This is a genomic window from Mucilaginibacter sp. Bleaf8 (assembly GCF_018390515.1).
Lineage (GTDB): Bacteria > Bacteroidota > Bacteroidia > Sphingobacteriales > Sphingobacteriaceae > Mucilaginibacter.
In genome coordinates this window covers 743,333-767,026 of sequence record NZ_JAHBBK010000002.1, presented here as the reverse complement: position 1 = coordinate 767,026, position 23,694 = coordinate 743,333, and the positions used below count along the sequence as shown (strand labels likewise).

The following is a 23,694-nucleotide window of genomic DNA, read 5'->3' as shown; positions in this document are numbered from 1 at the left end:
CACTGCATTATAGCCGGGGATGTTGCCGCATTCCCGGTTCTTTTTAAGTGCTTATTAAAGGTAGGGTAAGTTTATTTCATAGCTGTAACTCTCCTCCCTTCAATTTTAAAGTGTACTGATCCGGTAGTTTCTAATACCTCGAGTAATTCAGATATATTTTTAAATCGCGATAAAGAACCGCTAAAAACCTGGTTTTTCAGATCATCATCTTCATATACAACATCTACATCGTACCATCTCGACACCTGCTTCATGATAATATCAAGAGTTTGATTGTTGTACAGGAATAGCCCGTTTTTCCAAGCCAGCACTTCTTCCGTATCCGCCGGGCGGACAGACAGGCGGATATTATTTGAAACCGCCTGCTGGCCCGGTTTTATGATGAGGCTTTGGTTTGATTTCACGTTTGCATTTCCGGCCAACAATGACACCTTAACAGATCCCTCAATTAAGGTTGTATTTATGTTTTGCTCATCGGTATAGCCATGTATATTGAAGTGAGTGCCCAGCACTTCTACCACCTGCCGGTTATCAACCACACGGAATGGCCTCCGCACATCTTTAGCCACTTCAAAATAAGCCTCGCCGGCTAACTGAACGCGGCGTTCATGAGCATTAAACTTTACCGGAAATTTAAGAGAGGATGCTGTATTTAACCATACCTTACTACCATCGGGCAGTATAACCTGGTACTGTCCACCTTTTGGAGTAGTGATGGTATTGACTATAGATGCATTAGTTGGGCTATCGGCATTGCCTTTAAATTCATAGACTAACTGCCCGGTATGTGTTTTTATAATATGGATGCCGCTTTGTTCAGCCAGATCACCATTTGTAATATTAGTCAGGTTAATACTCCGACCGTCTGCCAGAGTAAGGGTTGCTTTATCAGTTCCCGGGCGCACATCATTTTCATAGCGGATAGCTATAGAAGCTGGCTGTTTGGACGCTATATAAAAATACGCCCCGATACCAATACCTATAAGCGCCACCGCTGCTGCTACCGCTTTGTACCAAGGTTTAAGCGGACGTATATTTGATGGTTCTTTATGAAAAAGATCCTTAGCAAGCAGCTTTTGATAAGCTTCATTTACAGCAGAAGAATCAACATTCGCATTGGTATAATTAATACTATCCCATACCTTATCCATTCCAGGCATGATATCTTTATCATTTCCGGGTAGCTTTAAGTAAGCCATCAGCTCTTGGAAATCATCCTTGCTGATTGTGTTATCCGCAAGTTGCTGGATTAAACTGGATAAGCGGTTGTTCGTCATGTATGTAATACCCCTTAATACAGGGTTAATAATTACATTACACATCAAACCACACAAGAGTACTAATTGAAATTAAAAAAATGTTACTTTTTATCGAAGATTAGCGATCAATCATTGAAGATTAAGCGGATTTATTTCACTACGCAGCGTTTTTAGCGCCAATGCCATATGATTTCTAACCGTATTTTTAGAAATGTTTAGCTTTTCCGCTATTTGTTCATAATTTAAACCTTCATTCCTGCTTAATCTAAAGATTTGCTGTTGCTGTGGAGGCAAAACACTTATTTTACTATCAGCAAATTTCTGCAAATCCTTCAAAAACACTAAGTCTTCCGTTTCATTACTTTGTTGCTCAATAGTTTTCCAAAGGTCATCAATGGCTTTTTGTGAATTAGCTATTTGCCTAAGTACATTTAAAGCCAACCGCTTGGTTACGGTATACAAATACGGGGCAATAGGTAATTGTGGATCAATCTTTTCCCTGTTGATCCAGACATTAAGAAAGGCATCATTTACCACTTCTTCCGCTTGCTCTTTATTCTTCAAAAATTTAAAGGAAAAGATATACAGTTTTTTGAAGTTTTCTTCGTAAACAATTCTAAAAGCCGTTTCATCACCAGCTATGAAGGCAGCAAGTACATCTGCATTAACTGCAGGCCGATAAACACTGGTTTTACGAATAACCGGCCAATTAAACTTGTTACTGACTAAGTTTAAAATGTTCCACCATGATGCCCCTGTAATAACCATACAACTCGTAAAATAATCAAATAAAATATATTCCTTATGGAATTGTATCTAATAGGCAGTGTAGGAATGGCTAAATATAGCAATTTCTTAAAATTTTGTACAATACTTAGATACACTGTTAATATTTACATTCGTTAAATGTTTTTTTTTGAAAGCCTTCTCCTATTCAATAATTACATAATAGATTTAATATAAGCACATACTTAAACGTATATAATACCTTAGTAAATATAAAAAGATTAGCATGGCAACATAGGCGAAGACTTTCCAACATCGCAATTAATGCAATATGCATTATAATTACACGTTTAAAAGCCGTAAGCATCTCGCTTACTATTGTGATAAGGTTTAGGTTGAAGCCCCCAAACAGCAAGTGTAAGGGGGCTTTTTATTTATAAATGACTAATTTTAAGGTTCTTCGAATAAATTGCAAACTAACGCCATTAATACTTGGCATATTAAATTAAAAACCGCATATTTGCACCGCAAAACACTTGCGGGGTTCCGTAGCTCAGCTGGATAGAGCAACTGCCTTCTAAGCAGTAGGTCTTTGGTTCGAATCCAAACGGAATCACTTTTTAACTCCCCAAAACAGTTCAAATTACTCACAAAGTGCCCATACACAACGTACGGGCACTTTCTTGATTTCGATTTTGGTATGCATTTCGGGCATTTGTTCCAACATTGCTACAACATAAAAAAATCATGTCAGGAAAATTAATCAAGAGTCATATGAACTCCTGCACTGTTCAGCTGTGGTGGAATAAGCAGCGAATTAAGAAATCTGGCAACGTTTCATTGTACATTCAACTGGTATCAAAGCGACAAAGCGTACAGATCCCATTAAAAATTGAATGGCCACTGGATAAGATTGATCCTAAGAAAAAAGAAATTACGAAAAGAATGGCGGACGATCCGGATCTGCTGAGCTTTCAAAGTATCATTGAACGTGAAAAAGCGAAATACTGGAACATCATCAGGCGATTCCTGATCAACAATACCGATTTTAAATTAACGGACGTGATTCGGGAGGCCAGGCTATACCAGGGCGGGACCATGCTTATCGAATTTATGGAAAATGCGATTCGCTCCAGGCAAAAGGCCCCAAAGATGAAAGATCGTATTAAGGCTTCAACGGCCGAAGTGCACCGGGCATCGCTAAACTGGGTGAAAAAATATTTAAACGACATAGATGTGCCCATACAGCAGGTTGATGGCGATTGGCTGGAGCAATTTGCAGATTACTTACGCGACTCTATGGGTGAGCCAGGCGTTTGGGTGAAGATTAAGGACGTCAAAGCCTATCTGGGATATGCATTCAGCAAGCGCGTTCAGGTCAATCTGGATTACAAGCGCTATAAGGTTACTTTGCCTGAACCTGATACCATTGCGCTCGACGAAAGCCAGGTGGCAACTTTATTGGAGCTATATGATAATGTAGAGCGCATCGGAGCCCTACGCCCCTACTTAAGAGGGTTTTTGTTTGCTTGTTTAACTGGCCTGCGTATATCTGACCTGCAGCGCTGGCACAAAAGCTGGCTGAGGGACGGTGGGTTTGAATTCGTTCCGCATAAACGTAGGCTCAGTAAGATCCAGCCGAAGCCGTTGTTCATTCCACTAATTCCTATGGCGCAAAAGTTCATCAGAAATCTGCCTGATGAAAAATTAGGACTGCCGAGCGATCAGGAATTCAACCGGGGATTGAAGGCCATTGCCGCTATGGCTGGTATTAATGTAAAGCTAACATCGCACGTAGCAAGGCACACCTTCGGAACCAGTCTGGCCATTAAAGGTGTGCCTATTGCCGTAATTGCCAAATTGATGGGGCACAAAAACCTGGAAACAACCATGCGTTACATTAATGTTGCTGAACAAACGAAGTTCAAAGCAATGATGCAATTACAGAACTACTTTGAAACTGCTGAAAAATGAGACGTTAGGCAGTTGCATCAAATCTAATCTTATCAATTTTCTTTTTTCGCTCCTCAAAAAGCCGATAAGAAAGAACCACCTTTTGGTTACCGATTGCGCTGGCCATTACTTGCATTTGTGACATCATCAATGCCATGTTAGTGGCCAGCTCGTTGTAGCCACCTGGTTGCCCGGCGCTTGCCGGCTCGTGTTCCTCTCGAACATTGCCTGCCGGCATCACTACCCCACCCAAACCGAAACGACTATAACTAATACCGGAGCTGATGCCGCTCAGGTCAACTGCCGCACCGTTCCGGTACATACTATTAAACAGCAACTGATTGATCAGCGCCCCGTTATTTTTTCGGGTTTCCTTACTGAGTACCATCCAAGGCTCATCACCTTCCACATTAACTACCGTTTCACCGGTACGCGGATCTACAACGTCCAAGCCGCCATTATCATGAGACGGTCCCTGGAAGTAGCCGCCTTTCGCTGCTTTGGAAGTCGAGCCGCCCTTTCCGCCCACGCCATCAACCGTTTGCTTCGCGATCATAGCCAGAGACAGTCCCTCGCTTATCCGTGCCATAATTTTATAAGCAGTTAACAAGCCAACGCCAGTAGGCCCCATTGGAGCAACTGCTAAGGCAAAAGCCGCAATGGACGCTTCTGTATTGAGTACAATCCTAGCAGCAGCAACTGCTTTTTCAACGATGAACGCAGCTTTGTAAGCAACGGTATTTTTACCGAGTATTTCCTGCAAAAACTTCGCACCCTGCTCGAGCGTGTCTAATTCCAGTTCCTGAAGCTGCTTTTTGGCCTCTTTATACTTCTTATCTTCAGCCAGCTTTTTAGTTGCTGCACGCTCATTTTCTTTAATGGAATTGTCAGCTATCTTTTTTTCCAGTGCGCCAGTGTCTTTTCCATAGGTTTGGTTTAGTTCAATGAGCGACTGCAGGTGCTGCTGCTCCAACTCATAAGTCTTTTGTGCATAAAGTTCTTTAATGGCCAGGCGTTGCGCTTCGATAGCAGCCGGATCCCCGGACATATCGATATTGTTCAAGTCTTCATTTTGCTGGTCCTGAAGCTGACCACCGAACTGCGCGTAAACGTCGTCGATCCTACCGGTGCCTGCCTTCAGCTCGTCATCCGACTGCTTTTCGTCGGCCGCTTGCTGCTTCTGACTGTACTCATCCGTCTTTTGCGCCTTAGCCTGGTCCTTTAAACCACCTTTCCTGGTGATGTTATTGATGTCTTTTTTAAGCTCATCAGTTATGCCGAGCTTTTTGGCATTGGGATCATTTGCCAGCTTCTGCAATTTTCTGACAATGCCTTCGTATTTGCTGTTGATGACCTGGAGCTGCGCGTCCAGATCCTCAACCGTACCCTTTTTAGCAGCTTCCGCAATGCTCAGGTAGTCGGCTCTTACCTGCTCAAGTTGCCCGTTGTAAGACTCGAGCTCTTTGCGTGCCTTTTCTGCAGCCGATTCCCTGGCTTTTATAGTTGCCTTGGACGGACCGGTCTGCGGTTTTAGCAGCTCATCAATCTTTTCCAGTTCTGCCGGTATGTTTTTCACCAGCGCCGGCGTTTTCGTACTATCGGCAACCAATTTATTCGCCTCGGCTATGGTTTGCGCCATATCCTTATAGTTCTTTGCCGTTTTAGGTGTATCCCTCATCACGTTACTAAGAATCTTGATCCGGGCGATCAGCGTGTTGATCTGCTCAGGCGCCTCCACTTTCTCGGCATAACCGCTGGTGTTTTTAAAGTTGGTCAGGTCCTTTTCAAGATGTTTGCGCTCTTTACGATTTTCGTTCAGTTTTTCGGTGGATGCAGCAATGGCATTGCCGTAAACGTTTAACCCGGACACCAGGTAATCATATTTGTTCGAGGCCAGTACCTGGTTGAGGTCAGTATTGGACTTCGCCTGCTTTTGTATCTCAGCTAGTAAGTTCTTATAAACATAAGTTGCCTTTTCCTGCTCATTACGGCCCTTAATCGTAAAGTTGATCACATCTTCGCCGAGCTGCTCCTGGATCTTGGCCAGCTGCAGCATCAGGCTTTGACGATTGGTGTACACCTCGTTGATGGCTTTAGCCTCATTTTTTACTGCTTTATCCAAGCCTTCAGCACGCTGCTGGTAAGCAATACGCAAAATGAAGGCTTCGTTGATCTTATCCAAAATAGGCAGTAATTCGCTGTTTTTAACCTTGTCCTCGTTCACCTGGTTCAGGTAAGCTGGGTATTGTTCCTTTAGTTGCTTGATAATCTCTTTGCGCCGCTCGGCCGACGTATTGTTGCTATCCAGTTCGATTTGCAGCGCTTGCAGGCTCAATTTATCCTGTTCCAAAGCTTCCGAGAGCGGCCGGCTGGTCACTTCGTCTATCCATTCAATAAATGGACTGAGTACCTGCGCTGATAGTGCCTTGCCATTCACGAGCCACGCACCGATACGGTCCTGAATATCATCGATGCTCAGCTGATATTTTTTGTTGGCGCCTACCGCCGTATCGCCTACTGCCTTGGCAACACCGCCGAATTCTTTCTGCAGCTCATCCAATACGATCGCCTGGGCATCCATCAGCCGGTTACTCTCTACCAGGTCCTTGATCTGCTCCTTTTGCTCTTCGCTGAAGACAACGCCGGCTTTTGACAAAGCAGTAATACCCTTGATCGGATCATTCAGCGCTTTACCGAACAACGTGGCCGCTCCCTGCATACTTTCCATGGTTACATTGCCCTGGTTCAAGGCGGCAGCATAGTCCACGATCGCCGGGATGGCCCGGTCATAGATGTGGCCACGAATATTGGTAAACGTCAAAAGGATGGATTCACCTTTTCCAATGAATTCATCATCGACACCGGTATTTTCACGGATCTGCATGGCCAGGTCGTTCAGCGCCTCCTTAGTTTCGCCGGCAACGCCACCGGTGCTTTGTATCGCCTGAGCGAGCTGGGCCTGATTTTGCACCGATTCCATATAACCCTCTTCAGATCCGGAGACAAATTCCTGCAGCTTTGATAAGGCGTTACTGAATAAGTTGCCGAGAAAGCTGCCGGCTGCGAAAGCCTTGACCTTACTGAAAAACCCATCCTGCTTTTCCGTAACCTCTTCGATTTTATTGCCCAGCTCGTCGTATCCTTCCCTGCCGATATTACCCAGGCGGGTGATCTGTGCCTGGGTTTCCTGAATCTTTTTGTTGTACTTTTCCAACAATGCCGGATCCGTGGCGTTGCGCATCACATCGTTGTAACGCGCGATCTTTTGCTGCAGGTCAGTGATGCTGCCGGCATGTACCGTATTGGTCCTGGTACTATTGACCAGCTCGTTGCGCATTGAGCGCTGCGCGTCATTAAGGCGCTGTAGTTGCCTGACCCGCTGCTCGTATAACACCGGATCATCGGCCCGGTGCATTCGTGACACCTCCGACCGGAGCGCGTTGTAAGCGCCGGTTACTTCCCTTAATGATGTTTGTGCCTGCTGGCCGTTGATGACCAGGTTGACAACGGCCTGTTCTGCTTGTCCGAATGCCATGTTATGTAGTTAAAGTGATTGAATCTGTTAATCCGCTTTCGAGTAGGCCGGCGATCTGCTGACCATACTGCCTTTGGTACAGGTCCCGGAACTTGGCAACCTCCCTGTAAAAGGTTTTGGTGTACCAGGGCTTTTTTCGCCGGGCCTGCCGGCCAGCCGTCCGGCCGTTCATATCGGTGTACCGGTCAAATCTACGGTTGAGTACCCTGCCATTAAGGGACATGCCACGGCCGACACCCATGTCCGGAAAGCGGCCATATTTGTAAAACCTAAAAATGACCTTATCCACGTCGCCACCGGCTTTGTGCAGTTCTTTTAGAAAAGAGCGCTGCAGCTCGCCGGTGGCGCCGATCCTTTGTTTCTGGAGTGCCTGCATCCAGCGGTCAACCACGATCTCAGCCCACTTCTGAGCGAGTTCTTCGTTACTTAAATTGAGTGTAGTTTCTTCAGCCATTATTTGACGATATAATCAGGTCCACCGGCAGGATCCAAGTCATAGCCTTTTGCCCAATAGTCACTGCTGCTTTTGTAGTAAATAGTTTGAGAGATACCGATATCCTGCACGATCTTATGCGATGAGCCGTTTGCTATTACTGTAAATGGAGCGTACACGTAGTTGCGCGGGTTCTTACCCCTATAGCTGTACCGCATATTTACCGGCAGGTTTGCCACCGTTTTTGGCTTGGTGCAGGCTTCATCACTAAAAAAGTCGAGGTAGCCGCTTTGATACCGGCTAAGCAATATTTTGTAGGGCTTATCAGGGTATTTATACTCCTCACTGTCGGTAACCATCCGGAACTTGACATAGATCTTGCCTGGATTTTCGATTTCACCAGGCTGCACCCTGGTAAATTCTTTGACATCAACCGCGGCCTGGTTATAGATCGGGTATACTTGGATCCTAGCCGATATCCTTTCCGGATCGTAGCTGGATTGCTCGAACTCGACCTGGTGGATAAGCGCCGGCATGAGGGCCCTGGTAGGCGTTCGCCAAACGATTTTCTTCAGTGGCGAAAGCTGCAGCAGCAGGTTGGCCGGCAGATGAGCGGTCAGCTCAACCTGCTCGGTACGGAGGTAATAAAGCAACCAGGGCTTAATGAACCGGTTGATCAGGCCATCGGTGCCACCGAGCCAGCAGGATAAAGCGCCAGGCTCCTCCTGGCCATTGATCTCCAGACCATCCGACGAGGCGTAATAGAATAACCGGTAATTGGAATCCATGCGCCGGCCACGGTAGTTCAGAATCCGGAACTCGAACTCATTTTTTGTGTAGCCCTGTTCATTATAAGCTTCGGTACCCTTAGCGGCCGGGCAATACAGGTTACCGGTTTGCCGCTTCCGGGGTACCCGCCAAACGCCACCATCGACCGGCCTGGGCTCGTTCACATCGGTCATGAACGTGGTACCGACAAAGCTGCTCAGCGGCTGCGGATCGGTCATGTCACCGATAAAGTAGTTTTTTACATATTCAAAGGTTTTGAATAACGCGTCATCGTTATCCGCTTTTTGCTCCAGGGTGTAACCGGTCGGAACATAGCTTTGGATAGTGAGCCCTTTTTCCGTATAGCCGGAAATATCAACCGCATCCGGTGAGGCCACGATGGCCGGTGCGTAATTAAAATAGGCTTTCCGCTCGTTGCCATCAAAGTACATGGCCAGTTTAAAGCTACTGCGAATAATTTTAAAGAAATCAGCGATTTTGATGTTTGGGAGGTGCCTTGCCGGCGCTATGTTACCACCACCCCTTGAAAAAAGCGTATCTCCGTCGATCATACCAGTGTTATCAATCACCAATGATAGCGTAGCGTCATCGGTAAAGAAATCACCGGTGGCCTCAAAGCCCAGGAACCGGCATACCTGACGGATAACCCATCGTAAATAATAGCTGGGATTGAAAAACAGCGAACGGCGCCCGGACGGCGTAAGAACCGCTGACAGGTAATCCGCCTCGTTATTGTACACATTGATGCGGTAATTCTTATCGTATGGCAGGCTGTTGTCATCACCATCAAAGCTGCCGAATAGGGCATCGTTCTTTTGCGAAAAGAACACACAACTGCCTTTACCCGGATTGGATGCCCGGTCAAGCATGTTGGCTAGCACATCCAGGCTCCCCTCGCCTAACCGGTCATACACAAAATCACTAAGCGTACCATTATCATTCAGCAAAAACACTTGTGGCAGTGTTTTTTCCTTAATCAGCTTGGCAAACTCAGCGTTATCGATCAGGCAGTCCATTTCATAACCGTCCGGCGTCACATCAAAGTTTAGCTGTGCCTGCTTCCAGGTGCTACCGAAGACTTCAATGTAAACCGTCGTGGCGTACCTGGAGGAACGGTTCTCAATAAGCTGCGCATTTTTAAGCAGCATGTTGTTTCTTGGAGTGAACGGTGCCATGACCGGCTTAGAGATGCTTCCTTTAATTTCGGAATCATCATTAAAAACCGTGGATACCCATTCAATAGGCAGTACCTCGCCTGGTTCGATGTCAAAATACTGCCCGTCTTTTTTTAGTTTAATCATAATTTATCTACGCCTTTTAAGAATATTAACCTAATTTTATAGTAACCCGCTTCTTAACAGCTCAGATAGAGCTTATAGTAGTTTTTTGAACCAACCCGGAACATTCAGCAAGTGAAGGTTCCGGGTTACTTTCACCAGACTACTCCTCTCTCAAAACTTATTGAAGTAATCCGTGTTTAATGATTAACCTTTTTCTCTGGAGATAAGAAGACACTTCAGATAGAATTTCAAAGCGACAAAAAACCTGCAGCGAGTGCGGGTTTTTGTTTTTTATACCGATCCATTTTATTTGAATACATCTTTCGGGAAACCTAATCAAGTACTTGGTGTTAATAATATGAGAGTACCAAATGGTGGCTTATATATAAGCCGTTAGTTAGTTTTATGAGCCGATCCAACCCCCGCAGCCACTGCGGGGATTTTTTATTATTTACTATCTTCTTATAAAGATGATTCAATCATACACTCACATTAGACGACTTATAACTCATTCAAGCTGTTTATGAGAATATTATTTAAATCTTTAGAAAAGATTTTTATACCTTTAGTTTATTCAATAGTGATCGGCTTATTCAGAGCCTGGTAGAAAACTTAAAACTATCTAAAAGCCCGCAGCGAGTGTGGGCTTTTGATTTTAATCATCAGCTGATGGCTTACTACTAATGATTAACTCTAAAACTTTTTTAAATAACTGACGTTATCATTTTGTAAAACATAATTAGTAAAGTGGCTTTTATAGGAGCCGTTCGAGTTAATTTGATTAAGATGGAACCCGCAAGAAATTGCGGGTTTTTTTAATGACTGTAACTTCCCTTTTGAACAACATCCAATCGTCAGCTCACTTTTAAAATAAAAAACTTGACCATATTATAAATCTCAAAACTTATAAGAATATTTAATGTTATTGACATATGCTCTCTTATATAGTGGCTCCTATAGAGCCCATCGTTATTTTAGAAGACTAATGTTGAAGGCTGGCAGCGAGTGCCAGCCTTTATTTTGCCAAAACAACTGCAATCAACGTTTATCCTTGATATCGACATTAGCCGTCACTTGGCGGTTAAGTAAATGCCGATCCAATGTTTTAGCCGATAGAAAGCCCGCATAGTCTGCGGGCTTTTATGTTTTAGCGATAATGCACAATTTTGATAGCGCTGCCGGTTTGTACCGATGGCAGTGCCACACTGATTCCTTTGAAGCCGATCAGCGGCTCCATCGTCTGCTTTTTATTGGTTGTTATGGTGATGCCCTTAAAACCCTTCAGCGACTCAAGGACCTGTGCGGGTTTGGCTACAACGGTTATACTAAACATAGTTGTTCGTTAAGGTTACCCGAATTTGGATCCAAACGGCCGATACCGGAGAAGGGCTGGCATTCTTGTTGAACGATGCACTGCCGTTTCCAAAGCCCATCGTATCGAACAGCGGCTGCGTGTTCCACTCAAAACGAAGGAAACTACCTGGTGCTACAATGGGCGTTACCGTCCAATCTACATCCGAACCCGGCATAGTATCATTATCCGTCCAGCGCATTTCGTAAGATAAACGGTCCGGGTTACCGCCGCCATTGGCAGCGCTGCCGGCATACACATTTGCATCAGGCACGTTGTTATTGGTGGCCGAACCGCCTGCCTGACTTTTATTGAATCCCAAAAAGCCGTTGTACTGCATCTGCTGAATTGCTACCGGGTTTAATGAAATACGCATCGGTGCCGAAGTAATAGCACCGACCTGCTTACCGGGTGCCAATATCAAATCAGTACCGCTCATCACCAGGTCAGGGTTTTGGCCATCGCTACGACTGATCACCGCGTTCGGCTCTAACCATTGCGGAGCCACACCGGCTACATAAGGCACCCCGTAACTCGTACCGCCTATATTGAACGTTCCGTCACTATTGCCTGCACCGATGTGCGGACTATCTGCTTGCAGGGTGAAATCATACTTCGCCGGGTTATTGAACTTTGGCGGCAAGTTGATGCAATTCAGGAAGTAGCCGGGATAATCCGCTTTAAAATCAGCGAGGGACTTGTAGTTGCCGGTCGTACCGTTTCGCAGCATACCCATAATGTTATTGTAGTCCACGTTTCCCACACTGGTCACGGTTTCCATAGCCATCGTTATGGTACAGTTCCCGTTGAAGTACGAAGACTTAAAATTGTTTAACCCACCTGGGAAACTACAATCAAGAAAAACTGAGTTTATCAAGGTCGGCCTGCCGGCAATGGCTGCGCCGATAATCTGGCAACTATCAATGCTTGCTCCTACAATGCCAGGAGAGACATTCGGGCAATTCCGGATCAAACAATTTGTTAACGAGTTCCTAAACCCGGCAGTAGCATAGTTTTCAATGATGAATCCAACTACCCCACAACCAGGCGAAGCGCCTAAAGAGATGGTGTTCGTTCCATTACCGCGAAGCACTACCTGTCCGTCTGCTACCATCTGTGAACCAATTCCCAACTTGCTACCGGAGGAAATGGCCTCCTCATACACACCGGCACCTACAATTATATGAACTTTGGTAGTTGCCGCCAAAGCAGCAATGGCTGCCATGACGCCCGAAATAGTTGCTTTAGGTGTATCAGGTGTCAGCCCGTCATTGCTGTCGCTGCCTGCCTTGCTTACGTAATAGGCTGTAGAGCCAGCCGGTACAATTACTCTGAATGTATTAGCCATTGATCGTTGTTGTTAGAGTGTATAAGACGTTTTCAAGCCCGGCCCATTCTTTTGAAGTGGGTAGCTCATTGTACAAATACTGTACATTTAAAAAGTAATTGCCCATAGCATACACCTGGGTTAACGTACGGTGGTAGCCGTTAAGCGTTGGTTCGGTAGTTTCGTTAATTGGATTTTTCCACATGGCCGTGTAGGCCAGTTCCTGCGCTTCGGGCTGTTGTGCGTAAAGTGGTTGTTCGGTATCCCAAATGATACCTTCTGCTAATTCGTAAATCATGATTATTGTAATTTGATATAAGCTGACACTCTGGCCATGTTTGGCGCGTAAGTAATAAGCCACCTGACCCATGTGCCTGCCTTTATCGTGATAGGCTGGCTTAAAGGCAAAGTTGGCGTAATGAAACTGGTACCGTCATCAATACTATATTGTATTTTTGTTGCACCTTTAAGTAAAATACTGGTGATTACCCCCTGAGTTTCAAAAAAGTCGTCCCAGTCTGCTTTTGGGTAACCGAAAGACAAGGTATACCCCTTCACACCGCTGTTGATATCCGAAAGGTTCCGTAAAGTACCGGTACCGTCAAAGAACTGTGCACTGGTACCAGTACCCACCGGCACCGTTTTGCCACGGTGCTGCAAACCGTTCTGCATGATTTTAAAAATGTCCTGATAGCGCCCGTTGTCATTTTTACGGAACAGCCAGCTGGTACCGTCGTTCAGGTCGTTCAGCCACTCAAAAACGTACTGCCCATCTTCCTCACCAGTACCAGTAGCGAACTGATCATGCCGGTCTCCGGTGTTCGGATCTGCTGACCATTTGGGTGTAGTGTTGGTACCATTGTTCAAATAAACCTGGCCGCGAATGGTACCACCAGACGAACTGATCACATCGAACTTCTTAGTTAAACCGGAATCGCTCAAATCGGAAGGGTGCCAGATGTACTCGACGATTTTGTTATTTTCAAGTATTCCAAGTGTTTGACCTGAGCGCCTCCAGAGCGGCACACCGGCAATGGCCGAGGCTTTGTCGATCCAGGCGATATCGCCACCGCCATAATACCAGTCAATGTTACCGGCTACTGTTCTTTTATATGCGCCAGCGTTCTGTACCGCTGCTGCTGCGTTATCTGCCATTGTTAATTATTGTTAAGGGTAAATACATGATCGTGTGAGCTGTCATAGGTACCGGACTGCGACTTTACGTAAAGCTTGTAGCCAAATACCAGGTTGCCACCGGCATCATTGACGCTGAAGTTGCTGTCGAGCAGCTGGTACTCGGTCGTGATGTCGTTGTTGGTGGTCGTGTCCATCACTTTGGCTACTTTCTTACCTGGTGCGATGAGGACCGCCCATCGGGTGAGCGTAATGCCGGTGGACACGGTAAAGGTGTTAGCGGTACTCCAGGCAGAGTTACCGAGGCGACCTTCGGCAGCTGTAGCCGGGTTAACTGCGACCGCTGACCAGAAATGTTTATAAAGGCCGGTAAACGAGGTGCTGACTTTATCAGAAATACCTGCCGGCATGGCTCCACCGAAGTTATTGCCCTTGCTGTCTTTCGGCTGCGGCCCTGCATTGTAGATCACGTCCGCTTTAAAGCTGTTAGCCCCCGGCAGTGCCACATAGTTTTGCTTTTGATAAGTATTGCCGCCAACGAGCTGGAAGCCGGATTCGTCGGCATTCCAGAAACGGTAACCGGTGGCCTCGCCAACGATCGGCATATCTACGCCGCCCGGCCACGTGGCCTGGATCTTACCGCGATCGAAATTGAACACCAGGTCAACCGTCAGGACGGTACCCACTTCGATCTGCGCCGGTTCCTGATGGGATAGCGAAAACTTCGGTAAATTCAGAATCGGATAGTAAACCTTGAAGGCGATTGCTTTGATCACCTCCGTTAAATTTGTCCCTTTAGTAAGCGTCACGCCCTGGTTGACGGCACCGACCTGTATGTCGAAGGTGATGTCTTCAGCCAGAGCGCTGCCGTTGTCGATCACATCCTGCATTTGAATGATTAGGTCCTGCAGATCTGCTTTGAGAATATACCGCTCATCATGATCGTGAAGAGTATCGGCCTTACCCTGCAGCTTGAGCAGTAGATCCTGAATATCCTTCGCCTCTTTAATACCAAGCGTATCCAGGCTGTCTCTTACCGCTTTAATCAGATCATTGATCTGGCCGGTGGTCAGCGTCTCGCTCTTCAGGTAATACCGGTAATCCAGGCTGCCATCCGGAAGGGGCGCTGCCGGTCCTGATTGAACCATACGCAACGGCAAGAAAAGCGGCGTGTCCTGATCATCGCGGTCATCCAGCGTGAAAAGCTCCTCGTCATACCGGAAGCCGATCTCGAAGCTGATGGCATGCATGTTTTCGCCATCTTTAAATTCTTTTACAGATTTGGAAGCGAATGCAACCGCATAGGTCCGTTTCTTCCGGTACAATAATATGTCACGGCTCAGGGCAATATCTTTAAATATCCGAATCTGTGCTTTTTCCATATAGCCGGATGCTATGGTTTCTTTATTATTCAGGCTGGTTGCGTAGTTGATCCTCTCACCTTCAGCCAGCACAAAGCCGCGATCGGTATTGATCTCGGCAGTATTGTTCAGGATATCATACTGGCTGCTCCCCTTTCCGTAGCTTACCAGCGTATCATAGGTACCCCAACTGCTCAGGTAAACAAACATCCGGGCATACGGCAAAAAAGAATAATCTATCCAGTAAGTTTTCGTCTCGCTCACCTCATCACCGGCGCCATTGACCAGCACTACATCGTACTTGATCACGGCATGATCAGCCTTTACCAGGTTAAGCGCATTTTGTACAAAACCCACCGGATAGGTAAGCTTAGTGAATTGCCCCTGGGTGCCCATGGCATACTTGTAGATGGTGGCCGTACTGTCGTCGTCAAAGTGAACAGTGAATTTTAGCTGTAGGCCCTGGTGGTCACCATTAAAAAGCACTACGCTTAAAAATTCCGGCTGCTCGGGCAGCAAATACTTTTCGAGCGGTTCTTGCTTCAGGAAACGGAGCTTATCGCCGGCAATGAAGCTGCCCGGAAAATTGAACTCAGCAAGCTTTTCTTTGCTTATACCGCCTAACAGGGCAAAGAAAGTACCGGTCGTGCTGATCCGTCTCACTACCTGACTGTCGCCATACACCTCGGCATAGCGCAAAAAGTAGCGGACGACCGTCTGCAGGTTGACTAGAGCTATCGGATCGGTAAACACCGGCCGCTCGTAGCCATCCGCTAACATCACATCGGTCAACTGGCCGCTGATATCCAATGTTGCCACGCCATCATCATCCACTTCCAGGAAGGGATCACTCACTTTGTAAGGCTCGGAAGTGGCCGTTTTTTGAATCCACAACTCGCATAAGAGCTTGAAGTTAGGGTTCAATACCGGCGCTGTGCCATACCTGGATGTTTGCAGGCCGATGTAAGCTGAATTCGATACCGAAAGATTATAGATGGTCCCGGCTTTCCTGGCCGACACCGATATCCAGTAGTTGGCGCCATCGCCTGCCGGCTCGAAAACAAAGTCGCCGCTTAAATAAAAGTTGCCGTTCAATGCGTCGGCCAATTCCTGCGTATAGTCGGCTAAGGTGTCACCATTCCAGTAAGATGGCAGCTGCAAACCACTATCATCAGGCGATTGGGTAACAGTAAAGTTTTGCGAAATATCCCCATAGGACAGCGTAAAGCCGTAACTCTCCGGGGCGTTGTAATCGAAAGTAAGCCGACCGATATACGTAAAACCCCGCACCGCATACCGGGCGTCGGTTTTAAACTGAAAAACGATCGAGTTCCGGCTGAATGAGATCAGGCCGGGCTGTTGTAAAGTCTGAATTGCCATTAGAGCCAGTCGTTAGGGTTATACTCCATGCTTTCGATGGAGCTCAGGTTTATGTATAGGCTTTTGCCGAACCAATTTTCATCAGCTTCCATATCATCATACTTGCCGGCATTGTCAAAAAGAATATTAGCCACCCGGAGCGGACCGTCCTGCCCATCGTCACGCAAACCGGCTTCCTCCCTGTCATATCGCATACGGGTGAGTATAGATTTCAAAAGAGCCTTTGCCCGGTCACGGGCAGCTTCCTGATTTTCGAAAAGCTCATCGGTTTTGATTAAAAGATGCAGGCCGACCTGAGCGGAATCTTTTGGACTGTCCCAGCTACCAAAGCCACCAGAGCCCAGCTCCAGGAGCAGGCAGATATCGCTGGTCATGTTCCGGAGCGAGGTATCAAACTCGGTCAGGTCATACCGGTTGCGGATCCGGCAGAACGCTACCTTTTCATCTGAGTGACCGATATGGCGGTTACACCTGGCTAAGCTTTCGAAGTAAGTTTTTAAGAATTGTTCCGTCATTTGCGAGCGGCCTCCAGTTCCGCGATTTTTTTTGCGTTCTTATCGAGATCCTTAATGAGCAGCCACACGTTGTATTTTAAAGTGTGGTTAAACTCACCGAACCTTCCGCTCTCAGCCAGGTCAAGAAAAATATCCGTCCAGCTGGTGATGGCGAGCGCCTGATCATCAGCTGCAGGCGCTGACTTTTTCCAGACGTGCGGGTGCAGGTCGATCATCACATTCCGACAACCGGCATAATTGAGCGCTATAGCTTCATGGTACCAGCTCGGCAACGTTTGCAGGCGATTCAGGCGGTCAGCTATTTCATCCGGATCAAAATCAACCTTTCGATTTCGGTAAAGTATGGCAGTAAGTTTATGCAGGTGGCTGATGTTTCCATCAAACAGCCACTTTTGATAACTCAGCTCGGCATAAATAAACTCGTTACCAGTAAGGTCGGACAGGTGATCGGCTGGTCCGTCATATGAACGGCGGCGGCACTTGAGTGTTGGAATCAGCCACCTCGCCAGGTTATTCCGCTCAAACTGCCAGTCCAGGCAATCGGTCAGCTGAATCAGTTGGTAACCCTTCAATTTGATGGCAATAGATGAAGGAATATTGAAAAGCTGGAGCACCAGCATTTTTGCGGTATCTGCCTGGTCATGAAAAAGGCTCCGGATCCTGGTGATGTGGAGCAACTGCGCGGCAGTTAGCTCGTTCCAGGATGACGGAGCCTTGAATATTTCGTTGTCTATGCTGATTTGATGCATAGACCAAAGTTGCCGGGCGGCAGCATGGTAATAAAGGACAGTGTTTGAGCGATTTCACCAATCGCTCAAACTTATAATTTTTATAAAACCTGATCTAATGATTTACTAAGCGGGCGATTAATCGACGATTTTAATGATCATCCATGAGCCGTCCTAGATGAGAAATGTTGATATCAATCTGAACACTTAACAACTTACCCTGAAGTTCAATCAGCGTTTTCAATAATGAAAGGCGATCTAGGGAATCTTTTGGCAACGCTACTATTTTACCACTAGTGGTTGCAATATCATCATTCAGTAGCTTTTTTCGCTCTTCCAACTATTTCATCTGTACCTTCTTACATCAAACGCTCAAAGATAAATATTGACAAGTAATTGTTCAATAATCCAGATCATTCCAACCGCCTAGCTTTTCAATAATTTGGATCAATCGGGACTGTAAGGGAATAAGAGTTCTAATAATTTCGACTCGCTCTTCTGAGTCTTCTGGCAAGACATACGCTTGTTTTCGGATTTCATCGACCTGCTGCTGTAGCTGATCACGTTCAAGTTAATACTTCATGATAATGTTAGGGGATCAATGAGTAAACTTTGAAAGATGCGGAAAAGTTTGCAGATCGCCACGTCGATGAATCGTTAGTCAAAAAAACGGCTTACAATCTTCGAAATACGAAAATCAACAATGCTATGCAAACGATCCCGATTCCAATAGTAATCCCAGGATCAATGCCCTTACGCTCGGTTTCCTTATCCTTCCGCTTTTCAGTCGAATGCTTACTCACATCGACCTTAGCTTTGTTGCTGCTTACCTCTGTGATTCCCTTTTTAGTTTCGAGGCTATTTGTGGATCCAGCTTGCTTCTTGTGTCGCCGTTTCGTTTTGGCGCTGTCAGCCTTGCCTGTGTAACTTCCATCAGGGCCAAACTGGATAGCAGTGCCAGGTGTGAAGTACCATGTAGTTTGATCTTCGATGTCTTCATTTGAGAATTGAGTAGTTAAGGACACCTGCTTTGAGGTGTCCTGATGATTAAAATTTGATTTTAACTTTGCGCTGGAGTCCGATTCGGACGCCTTGCTTTCGATTCGAACAGCTGCTTTGCGGCCGCTGCATCCCGAATTCAGCAGCAGGTTTGCCACCAAGCCAGCCAGGATGATCACCATGGCGATCACTCCTGCAGGAACGAGGCCTTTCATGGTATGTACCGGCTTACGGCATAAATCTGCCTGGTTAAACGCTTCTTTCGATAGACGCCATCACCTTCACGACTGCCGGCATCATTCGTGTTACCTTCAACGGTGATCGTGACCGAGGGTCCCCACTCATCAACAAAGCCGACGTGGGCAATGCGGCCTTTCTCCGGAAAGTACAGACCAAACACGTCGCCGGTGAGCGGTTCCTGGTTGCCCTTGGCGTTTCGTTTCCATACGACATGCTTTTTTCCGAACAGGTCCGGGCAATATCCGCTCCTCGGATTGGTTATCTGGTTCTGACCGAGCGCCCAGCAAACGAACGCGGCACACCAGGGATTACCTTTTTTCAGGTGCACGTAAGCCAGGAAGGCCTCCACTTGCTTACCGTCGTTGTTCCCGGTAAGCTCCCGGACACCGATCTGTGAGCTGTACGTTTGCTGAACCTTTGATTTTAGATTGCCCTGCTGAGAATAACCAGGGAGAACATTAAAAAGAAGTACACAAATAAGGATACACACATTTTTTGCCATGGTGATAGATTTTTGAAGTGGTTAGCAAATTCGTTTTCGAAATAATCCCGGAGCGGAAGCCAGTTGACCTTCAAGGCCATCCAGACCACGGCCTGCACAATGCAGAAATAGATCACGGCCAGCAACTCGACCTGCAGTACGCCCACGTCATAAGTGCCGGCAGTTGGATCCAACATCCGGAGCGCGTAGGGTGAGAAGTAAAACAGCAGTACCGCGATCAGGAGCGGCAGGTATTCATTGTGCTTCTTAAGCCAATGAATAAGGGTTGTTTTGAATTTAAACATATGATTATAGGGTTTTTTCTTGCTTAATGCGGACCTGCTGCCGGAGGTCGGCGACATCCATTTGCAGGTGCACAAATTCGGTCCGGTCACTATTGCGCCGTTCATCCTGCACATCGTTGCGCTTGATCTGCTCGGCATTGTTCACCAGGATAGTTTTCTCGAGGTCGTTGATCCTGGTCATAAAGGTGATGACGATCGTTGCCGCCGTCAGAACCAGGCCGGCAATGAACTGCAGCATGTTTAAGGTGATCGGCTGTGCTAAAAAGTTGCCTGTGTTATCCGGAGCCGGCGGGTAACGTTCAGAGGGTGTCGTGGGTGTTGTTGGTAACATGGTAAAATCTTAAAAGATGAAAAGTCCGCTGTCTTTTGAGTTAACCTCCACGTCCGGAGCAGCGGTAAACTGAAAGTCCGGATATGCAGTTGCATTATCTATCAGATGTGTGCGAAGCTCGTTCAGCTTCCGCATTCCTTTATCGCGCAAATCATCCAGCTGATACTGGATCCGCGCCTGGTCGGCCGGATCGCGCTGCTCGAAATCCATGCTGCTATTCAGCCGGCTTACGAAAATGCCATCGGCCGTGAACTGGAGCGGCAAGTCACCGGATCCTGCAATGGTGAGGAAAGCGACCGCCTTGCGGATCATAGGCAGCAGCACCTTTTCGGGCTGGCTCAGGTCGTCATCCAGGAAGCGCTCTTTATACACCGGGTAATAAGCGCCCATGGCAACCGGCAGATAATGGTCCTCGACATCCAGCATGGTTTCGCGCATGGCCAGGAAGGTTACCCGGCTGTTACGAATGTTCTTTTGAGCGGAAAATTCAATGGCCGTCCGGATAAAGTTTTTCATTTGTTCCTGGCGAACACCCGAATCGGCATAAGATGGAAACAAGACGAGGTTGCGTTCCATCAGGTCGATGGCCTTATCTAAAAAGTTGTAGCCGGCTGTTTCGCAATGGCTGCGAAAATCTCTTAACTTTTTGTCGGAGATGACAACGCCGTCGTTGCCTTTGGAGATATACAGCGCCTGATCCGTAATCCGGAAGGTACTCGTCTGGCTCCAGTTCAAAACGGTCAGATAAGCGGCGCTACGCTGAAGCAGCTCGAGCGCCTGAAGCTTCACGCCGTCCAATGTACCGGCATTACCGGTCAACACGTCAATGGTGTCCTGGCCTATAGCCGGTTCAATCACATCACGCTCGGCATCCTCTTCAAAACTTTTGAATGAGGGCCACTTGATATTGCCATCAACCGTGGCAAAATGCGCTTTAAGTTCTTCGGTTGAGTTTAATAGTCTATTCATTTTTAGGGGAAGGGGCTGTATTTGAGGTGGAATGGTTAACGTCAAGTGTGTCGAGTACAAATTGCTCGACCTGGAAACGGAAGCCCGGCATACGCGCACGCCATCCATTGTATTCAGCTATGAAGTTTAGCGGCTCCAGTAAGCGCTCACGCCTTGAGGTTAACCGGTTATTGAAAATATTCTCGTGAACACGGGCATCAGAGCCGGATCCGCCGCCCATGTCGCCCGATGAGATCGGACCGATCAACGGCACCGGGATGCCGAAACCACGTATGAAGTGGCCACCGGCTTCTTTACCGTCTTCGATCCATTTACCATCCTTGATCTTGTCATCCAGTGCGGTCACGGTGACACCTGGAATCTTAACTCCCTTTTGCACATCAAAGCCAAACGTGGTCACGAACGATTTGCCGGCATTGTCAGCACCGGTGAGGAAGTCGTTCATTTCCTTGTTCACCTCCCGCTTGAGTGATTTCTTTTCGCCAGGCAGCATGTCGCTCCATTTCTTGCCGCGATCTTCCGCCTGACGCTCCCAGAACTGTTGCGGTACCTCAATGACGTATTTGATCGTCATCGTGAATTGCATCAGCGCTTTTTTCAGGATCGGGATCAGCCTGGATATATCGAACCAGCCGGATGGAAAGATTGAATGCCACATGGCATCCTGGTAAAGTACCTTGCCGGGTGTTGGGAAGTTTATCGGGTAAATAAACTTACTGTCTTTCAAGCTGGAGACAAATTGTACCTGGTACAAATTGTAGGGATCCACGGCCGTTACTGGTATGGTAAGCGGATCATCAGCCGTGGCGTTCGGCCAGTTGGCATTGATATAGATCTTGTCGCTATAACCTTGCTTATTTTGAAAGCCAAACCGGCAAAAAGACGCTTCCTGTGCGGTGATTTGTGCAATCTTATCGCCGCGCTTGTTTTTGATCAGCTCCGGAAACGAATGATAGAACCAGGCGAAGTCAATAACGCTTTCCAGGAAGTAAGTATTCAATTTATTGAAGGCGATCCAGTCTTCAACTTCCGGATCGAAGCCACGCTTCCAAGTGTGTTTACCCTTGCTATCTAGGCCGTCATACACCTCATAATACAATCCTTTGCCGTAAAGCGAAGTATGATAAAAATCTATGAGTGCAAGTATCTCCGGCGATTGATTGGCCAGTGATATGATCTGCTGCGGGTTCGCATTGCTAGGTCCCCACTTCATCACGCCGGCGCTACCGCCACCGGCCGTCGTTTTTAACAGTGGCGTTGATGAAGGACCGGCAGGCTCGTCGGTTGATACTAATAAAATCTTCGCACCTGGTAGGAAGTCGGCGCTGCCGTCTACCTCGACTACATCAGAGGGTGATTGTTTTGCCATTTACTTTCTTGATTAGGATGGGATGGATAGAACGGACCTCCTTATTGCCGACTGCGCGAATGTTGATCACGCCGTTATATTGCCGGTACTGCCGTCTGGAGCCTGGGTTAGTTAATACGGCTTTTTCATAGATGAGCCTTGTGCCTCCACGCTTCCGGTTCAGGTCACAAGTCGGCACTTCAATACTGAACGGGACCGGTTTACCTTTACGGTCAACCTGGTTCATCATGGCCAGCGCCTCGTCAAGTGTGATACTATCCATTGATCCAAAGTTGCCGTGGATCGGGACCGTATTAAAGGACAGGAAAATTAAAGAAAAGAATGCGCGAAAGGTTAATCGAAATGAACCAAATGGTCTAGCTCAAAATTTAAAGTTGTAAAGATAAATCTAGCCTTAAATTTTGTGATGTATATATTGCTCTAAGTAGCGTTTGTTAAGGTCTTTCTGTACCTGGATGAGTTCACCTTGTAATTTTACAAGGCTTTGGATATGTTCCATGCGATGTGGTGATGAGAAAGGGATGTCTTGAATCTGTTTTCTAACACCGGATATTTGATTCATTATAACCGCAGCCTGCTTTTCAAGTTGTTTCATTGCAATTTTAAACTTCTATGTGTCGTTTAACCTTGATACTTAATAATGCAAATACAACTTTTTAGAGTAAAGAGTTTTAAAAACTTTAACTTCCAATTAATCCAAAAGGCAACTTTTACCTGCGAAGCTTCATTTTTGAGCTCGCGATCCGTTTTCGGTTATTTACTTATTTTCCAGCAATTTAATGCCTAAAAATTCTTGAGTTTGAACCGATGACAAAGAGTTGACCCCGTGACGCACTGTCGGCAACGGCAACTTTTAGGTGTAAAAAAAGGGATATATGAAAAAAGGCCGGGTGGATGCCCGGCCTTTAAAAATTGCAAAATTATGTTTCTTAACCTTCACCCTCGTAGATTACCCTCAAACCATTCGTGAACAAGACGTGATTAACATAACGAGAAGAGGCTTCTTCAGCCAGGTAACGAGCTGTCAACTTCATGTCTATTCGATAAGATTCTTCGGCAGTTGCCATCCAGCGTTCTTTCGAAAATTTTCTACAAATATTTATTGCGGTAGCAATGATGTTAACACTGTGCCCATCATTACTTCTGACTTTCGGGTGCAAGTGTTCGGACGCAATGTGCCACGCTTCTTCAACTGCTTTATTCATTTTGATAGATTTTTTTTACAATGC

22 protein-coding genes and 1 tRNA gene are annotated in these 23,694 nt (G+C 46.6%); 2 read left to right on the top strand and 21 right to left on the bottom strand.

Features of this window, described 5'->3' with window-relative positions; all coding sequences use genetic code 11:
- Window positions 1-71: 71 nt before the first annotated feature.
- Window positions 72-1,277: a FecR family protein gene (locus tag KHS38_RS12235; protein WP_249665379.1), complete on the bottom strand. Its 1,206-nt coding sequence runs from the start codon at window positions 1,275-1,277 to the stop codon at window positions 72-74.
- A gap of 111 nt (window positions 1,278-1,388) precedes the next feature.
- Window positions 1,389-2,027, bottom strand: a complete 639-nt coding sequence (locus KHS38_RS12230; protein WP_213488830.1) for an RNA polymerase sigma-70 factor — start codon at window positions 2,025-2,027, stop codon at window positions 1,389-1,391.
- 500 nt (window positions 2,028-2,527) lie between these two features.
- Here KHS38_RS12230 and KHS38_RS12225 point away from each other — a divergent pair.
- Window positions 2,528-2,601: transfer RNA gene (locus KHS38_RS12225), tRNA-Arg, on the top strand.
- A 131-nt stretch (window positions 2,602-2,732) separates the two neighbouring features.
- Complete coding sequence (locus KHS38_RS12220) at window positions 2,733-3,959, top strand: site-specific integrase (RefSeq protein ID WP_213488829.1); 1,227 nt, start codon at window positions 2,733-2,735, stop codon at window positions 3,957-3,959.
- A gap of 4 nt (window positions 3,960-3,963) precedes the next feature.
- Here KHS38_RS12220 and KHS38_RS12215 read toward each other — a convergent pair whose 3' ends face one another.
- From KHS38_RS12215 to KHS38_RS12125, 19 genes are all read right to left on the bottom strand, one after another.
- Entirely contained in the window at window positions 3,964-7,473 is a 3,510-nt protein-coding gene (locus tag KHS38_RS12215; protein ID WP_213488828.1) for a hypothetical protein, read from the bottom strand.
- A 1-nt stretch (window position 7,474) separates the two neighbouring features.
- A complete protein-coding gene (locus KHS38_RS12210) occupies window positions 7,475-7,927 on the bottom strand; it encodes a hypothetical protein (RefSeq protein WP_213488827.1) in 453 nt (150 codons plus the stop codon).
- Window positions 7,927-9,996, bottom strand: coding sequence for a hypothetical protein (locus tag KHS38_RS12205; protein ID WP_213488826.1), 2,070 nt, complete (start codon window positions 9,994-9,996; stop codon window positions 7,927-7,929). Before KHS38_RS12205 ends, KHS38_RS12210 begins: the two co-directional genes overlap by 1 nt.
- 1,126 nt (window positions 9,997-11,122) lie before the next feature.
- Complete coding sequence (locus KHS38_RS12200) at window positions 11,123-11,308, bottom strand: hypothetical protein (protein ID WP_213488825.1); 186 nt, start codon at window positions 11,306-11,308, stop codon at window positions 11,123-11,125.
- Window positions 11,301-12,674, bottom strand: a complete 1,374-nt coding sequence (locus KHS38_RS12195; protein WP_213488824.1) for a hypothetical protein — start codon at window positions 12,672-12,674, stop codon at window positions 11,301-11,303. Before KHS38_RS12195 ends, KHS38_RS12200 begins: the two co-directional genes overlap by 8 nt.
- Window positions 12,667-12,951 carry a hypothetical protein gene (locus tag KHS38_RS12190; RefSeq protein ID WP_213488823.1) on the bottom strand — a complete coding sequence of 95 codons (285 nt, stop codon included), beginning with the start codon at window positions 12,949-12,951 and terminating at the stop codon, window positions 12,667-12,669. The genes KHS38_RS12195 and KHS38_RS12190 overlap by 8 nt, the downstream gene beginning before the upstream one ends.
- Before the next feature lie 2 nt (window positions 12,952-12,953).
- Window positions 12,954-13,808: a hypothetical protein gene (locus tag KHS38_RS12185; protein ID WP_213488822.1), complete on the bottom strand. Its 855-nt coding sequence runs from the start codon at window positions 13,806-13,808 to the stop codon at window positions 12,954-12,956.
- 2 nt (window positions 13,809-13,810) lie between these two features.
- Window positions 13,811-16,528, bottom strand: coding sequence for a hypothetical protein (locus KHS38_RS12180; protein WP_213488821.1), 2,718 nt, complete (start codon window positions 16,526-16,528; stop codon window positions 13,811-13,813).
- Window positions 16,528-17,043: a hypothetical protein gene (locus KHS38_RS12175; RefSeq protein ID WP_213488820.1), complete on the bottom strand. Its 516-nt coding sequence runs from the start codon at window positions 17,041-17,043 to the stop codon at window positions 16,528-16,530. The genes KHS38_RS12180 and KHS38_RS12175 overlap by 1 nt, the downstream gene beginning before the upstream one ends.
- Window positions 17,040-17,792, bottom strand: coding sequence for a hypothetical protein (locus KHS38_RS12170; RefSeq protein ID WP_213488819.1), 753 nt, complete (start codon window positions 17,790-17,792; stop codon window positions 17,040-17,042). The genes KHS38_RS12175 and KHS38_RS12170 overlap by 4 nt, the downstream gene beginning before the upstream one ends.
- A gap of 653 nt (window positions 17,793-18,445) precedes the next feature.
- Entirely contained in the window at window positions 18,446-18,985 is a 540-nt protein-coding gene (locus tag KHS38_RS12165) for a hypothetical protein (RefSeq protein WP_213488818.1), read from the bottom strand.
- Entirely contained in the window at window positions 18,982-19,512 is a 531-nt protein-coding gene (locus KHS38_RS12160; RefSeq protein ID WP_249665378.1) for a peptidoglycan-binding protein, read from the bottom strand. Before KHS38_RS12160 ends, KHS38_RS12165 begins: the two co-directional genes overlap by 4 nt.
- Window positions 19,434-19,796 carry a hypothetical protein gene (locus KHS38_RS12155; protein WP_213488817.1) on the bottom strand — a complete coding sequence of 121 codons (363 nt, stop codon included), beginning with the start codon at window positions 19,794-19,796 and terminating at the stop codon, window positions 19,434-19,436. The genes KHS38_RS12160 and KHS38_RS12155 overlap by 79 nt, the downstream gene beginning before the upstream one ends.
- 4 nt (window positions 19,797-19,800) lie before the next feature.
- Window positions 19,801-20,127: a hypothetical protein gene (locus KHS38_RS12150; RefSeq protein WP_213488816.1), complete on the bottom strand. Its 327-nt coding sequence runs from the start codon at window positions 20,125-20,127 to the stop codon at window positions 19,801-19,803.
- A gap of 9 nt (window positions 20,128-20,136) precedes the next feature.
- Entirely contained in the window at window positions 20,137-21,096 is a 960-nt protein-coding gene (locus KHS38_RS12145; protein WP_213488815.1) for a DUF6712 family protein, read from the bottom strand.
- On the bottom strand, window positions 21,089-22,309 hold the full coding sequence (locus KHS38_RS12140) for a hypothetical protein (RefSeq protein WP_213488814.1): 1,221 nt from the start codon (window positions 22,307-22,309) through the stop codon (window positions 21,089-21,091). Before KHS38_RS12140 ends, KHS38_RS12145 begins: the two co-directional genes overlap by 8 nt.
- Window positions 22,310-22,442: 133 nt before the next feature.
- Window positions 22,443-22,727, bottom strand: coding sequence for a hypothetical protein (locus tag KHS38_RS12135; protein WP_213488813.1), 285 nt, complete (start codon window positions 22,725-22,727; stop codon window positions 22,443-22,445).
- Between the two features lie 132 nt (window positions 22,728-22,859).
- Window positions 22,860-23,060: a hypothetical protein gene (locus KHS38_RS12130; protein ID WP_213488812.1), complete on the bottom strand. Its 201-nt coding sequence runs from the start codon at window positions 23,058-23,060 to the stop codon at window positions 22,860-22,862.
- A 334-nt stretch (window positions 23,061-23,394) separates the two neighbouring features.
- Entirely contained in the window at window positions 23,395-23,670 is a 276-nt protein-coding gene (locus KHS38_RS12125; protein ID WP_213488811.1) for a hypothetical protein, read from the bottom strand.
- Window positions 23,671-23,694: the final 24 nt, after the last annotated feature.

Excerpts from the sequence above, each read along its gene's own strand:
- KHS38_RS12200 (WP_213488825.1), bottom strand. The coding sequence starts at position 11,308 with ATGTTTAGTATAACCGTTGTAGCCAAACCCGCACAGGTCCTTGAGTCG.
- KHS38_RS12145 (WP_213488815.1), bottom strand. The coding sequence starts at position 21,096 with ATGAATAGACTATTAAACTCAACCGAAGAACTTAAAGCGCATTTTGCC.
- KHS38_RS12130 (WP_213488812.1), bottom strand. The coding sequence starts at position 23,060 with ATGAAACAACTTGAAAAGCAGGCTGCGGTTATAATGAATCAAATATCC.
- KHS38_RS12210 (WP_213488827.1), bottom strand. The coding sequence starts at position 7,927 with ATGGCTGAAGAAACTACACTCAATTTAAGTAACGAAGAACTCGCTCAG.
- KHS38_RS12220 (WP_213488829.1), top strand. The coding sequence starts at position 2,733 with ATGTCAGGAAAATTAATCAAGAGTCATATGAACTCCTGCACTGTTCAG.
- KHS38_RS12140 (WP_213488814.1), bottom strand. The coding sequence starts at position 22,309 with ATGAAGTGGGGACCTAGCAATGCGAACCCGCAGCAGATCATATCACTG.
- KHS38_RS12155 (WP_213488817.1), bottom strand. The coding sequence starts at position 19,796 with ATGTTTAAATTCAAAACAACCCTTATTCATTGGCTTAAGAAGCACAAT.
- KHS38_RS12215 (WP_213488828.1), bottom strand. The coding sequence starts at position 7,473 with ATGGCATTCGGACAAGCAGAACAGGCCGTTGTCAACCTGGTCATCAAC.
- KHS38_RS12175 (WP_213488820.1), bottom strand. The coding sequence starts at position 17,043 with ATGACGGAACAATTCTTAAAAACTTACTTCGAAAGCTTAGCCAGGTGT.
- KHS38_RS12135 (WP_213488813.1), bottom strand. The coding sequence starts at position 22,727 with ATGGATAGTATCACACTTGACGAGGCGCTGGCCATGATGAACCAGGTT.
- KHS38_RS12185 (WP_213488822.1), bottom strand. The coding sequence starts at position 13,808 with ATGGCAGATAACGCAGCAGCAGCGGTACAGAACGCTGGCGCATATAAA.
- KHS38_RS12150 (WP_213488816.1), bottom strand. The coding sequence starts at position 20,127 with ATGTTACCAACAACACCCACGACACCCTCTGAACGTTACCCGCCGGCT.
- KHS38_RS12235 (WP_249665379.1), bottom strand. The coding sequence starts at position 1,277 with ATGACGAACAACCGCTTATCCAGTTTAATCCAGCAACTTGCGGATAAC.
- KHS38_RS12165 (WP_213488818.1), bottom strand. The coding sequence starts at position 18,985 with ATGAAAGGCCTCGTTCCTGCAGGAGTGATCGCCATGGTGATCATCCTG.
- KHS38_RS12195 (WP_213488824.1), bottom strand. The coding sequence starts at position 12,674 with ATGGCTAATACATTCAGAGTAATTGTACCGGCTGGCTCTACAGCCTAT.
- KHS38_RS12180 (WP_213488821.1), bottom strand. The coding sequence starts at position 16,528 with ATGGCAATTCAGACTTTACAACAGCCCGGCCTGATCTCATTCAGCCGG.
- KHS38_RS12125 (WP_213488811.1), bottom strand. The coding sequence starts at position 23,670 with ATGAATAAAGCAGTTGAAGAAGCGTGGCACATTGCGTCCGAACACTTG.
- KHS38_RS12230 (WP_213488830.1), bottom strand. The coding sequence starts at position 2,027 with ATGGTTATTACAGGGGCATCATGGTGGAACATTTTAAACTTAGTCAGT.
- KHS38_RS12160 (WP_249665378.1), bottom strand. The coding sequence starts at position 19,512 with ATGGCAAAAAATGTGTGTATCCTTATTTGTGTACTTCTTTTTAATGTT.
- KHS38_RS12205 (WP_213488826.1), bottom strand. The coding sequence starts at position 9,996 with ATGATTAAACTAAAAAAAGACGGGCAGTATTTTGACATCGAACCAGGC.
- KHS38_RS12170 (WP_213488819.1), bottom strand. The coding sequence starts at position 17,792 with ATGCATCAAATCAGCATAGACAACGAAATATTCAAGGCTCCGTCATCC.
- KHS38_RS12190 (WP_213488823.1), bottom strand. The coding sequence starts at position 12,951 with ATGATTTACGAATTAGCAGAAGGTATCATTTGGGATACCGAACAACCA.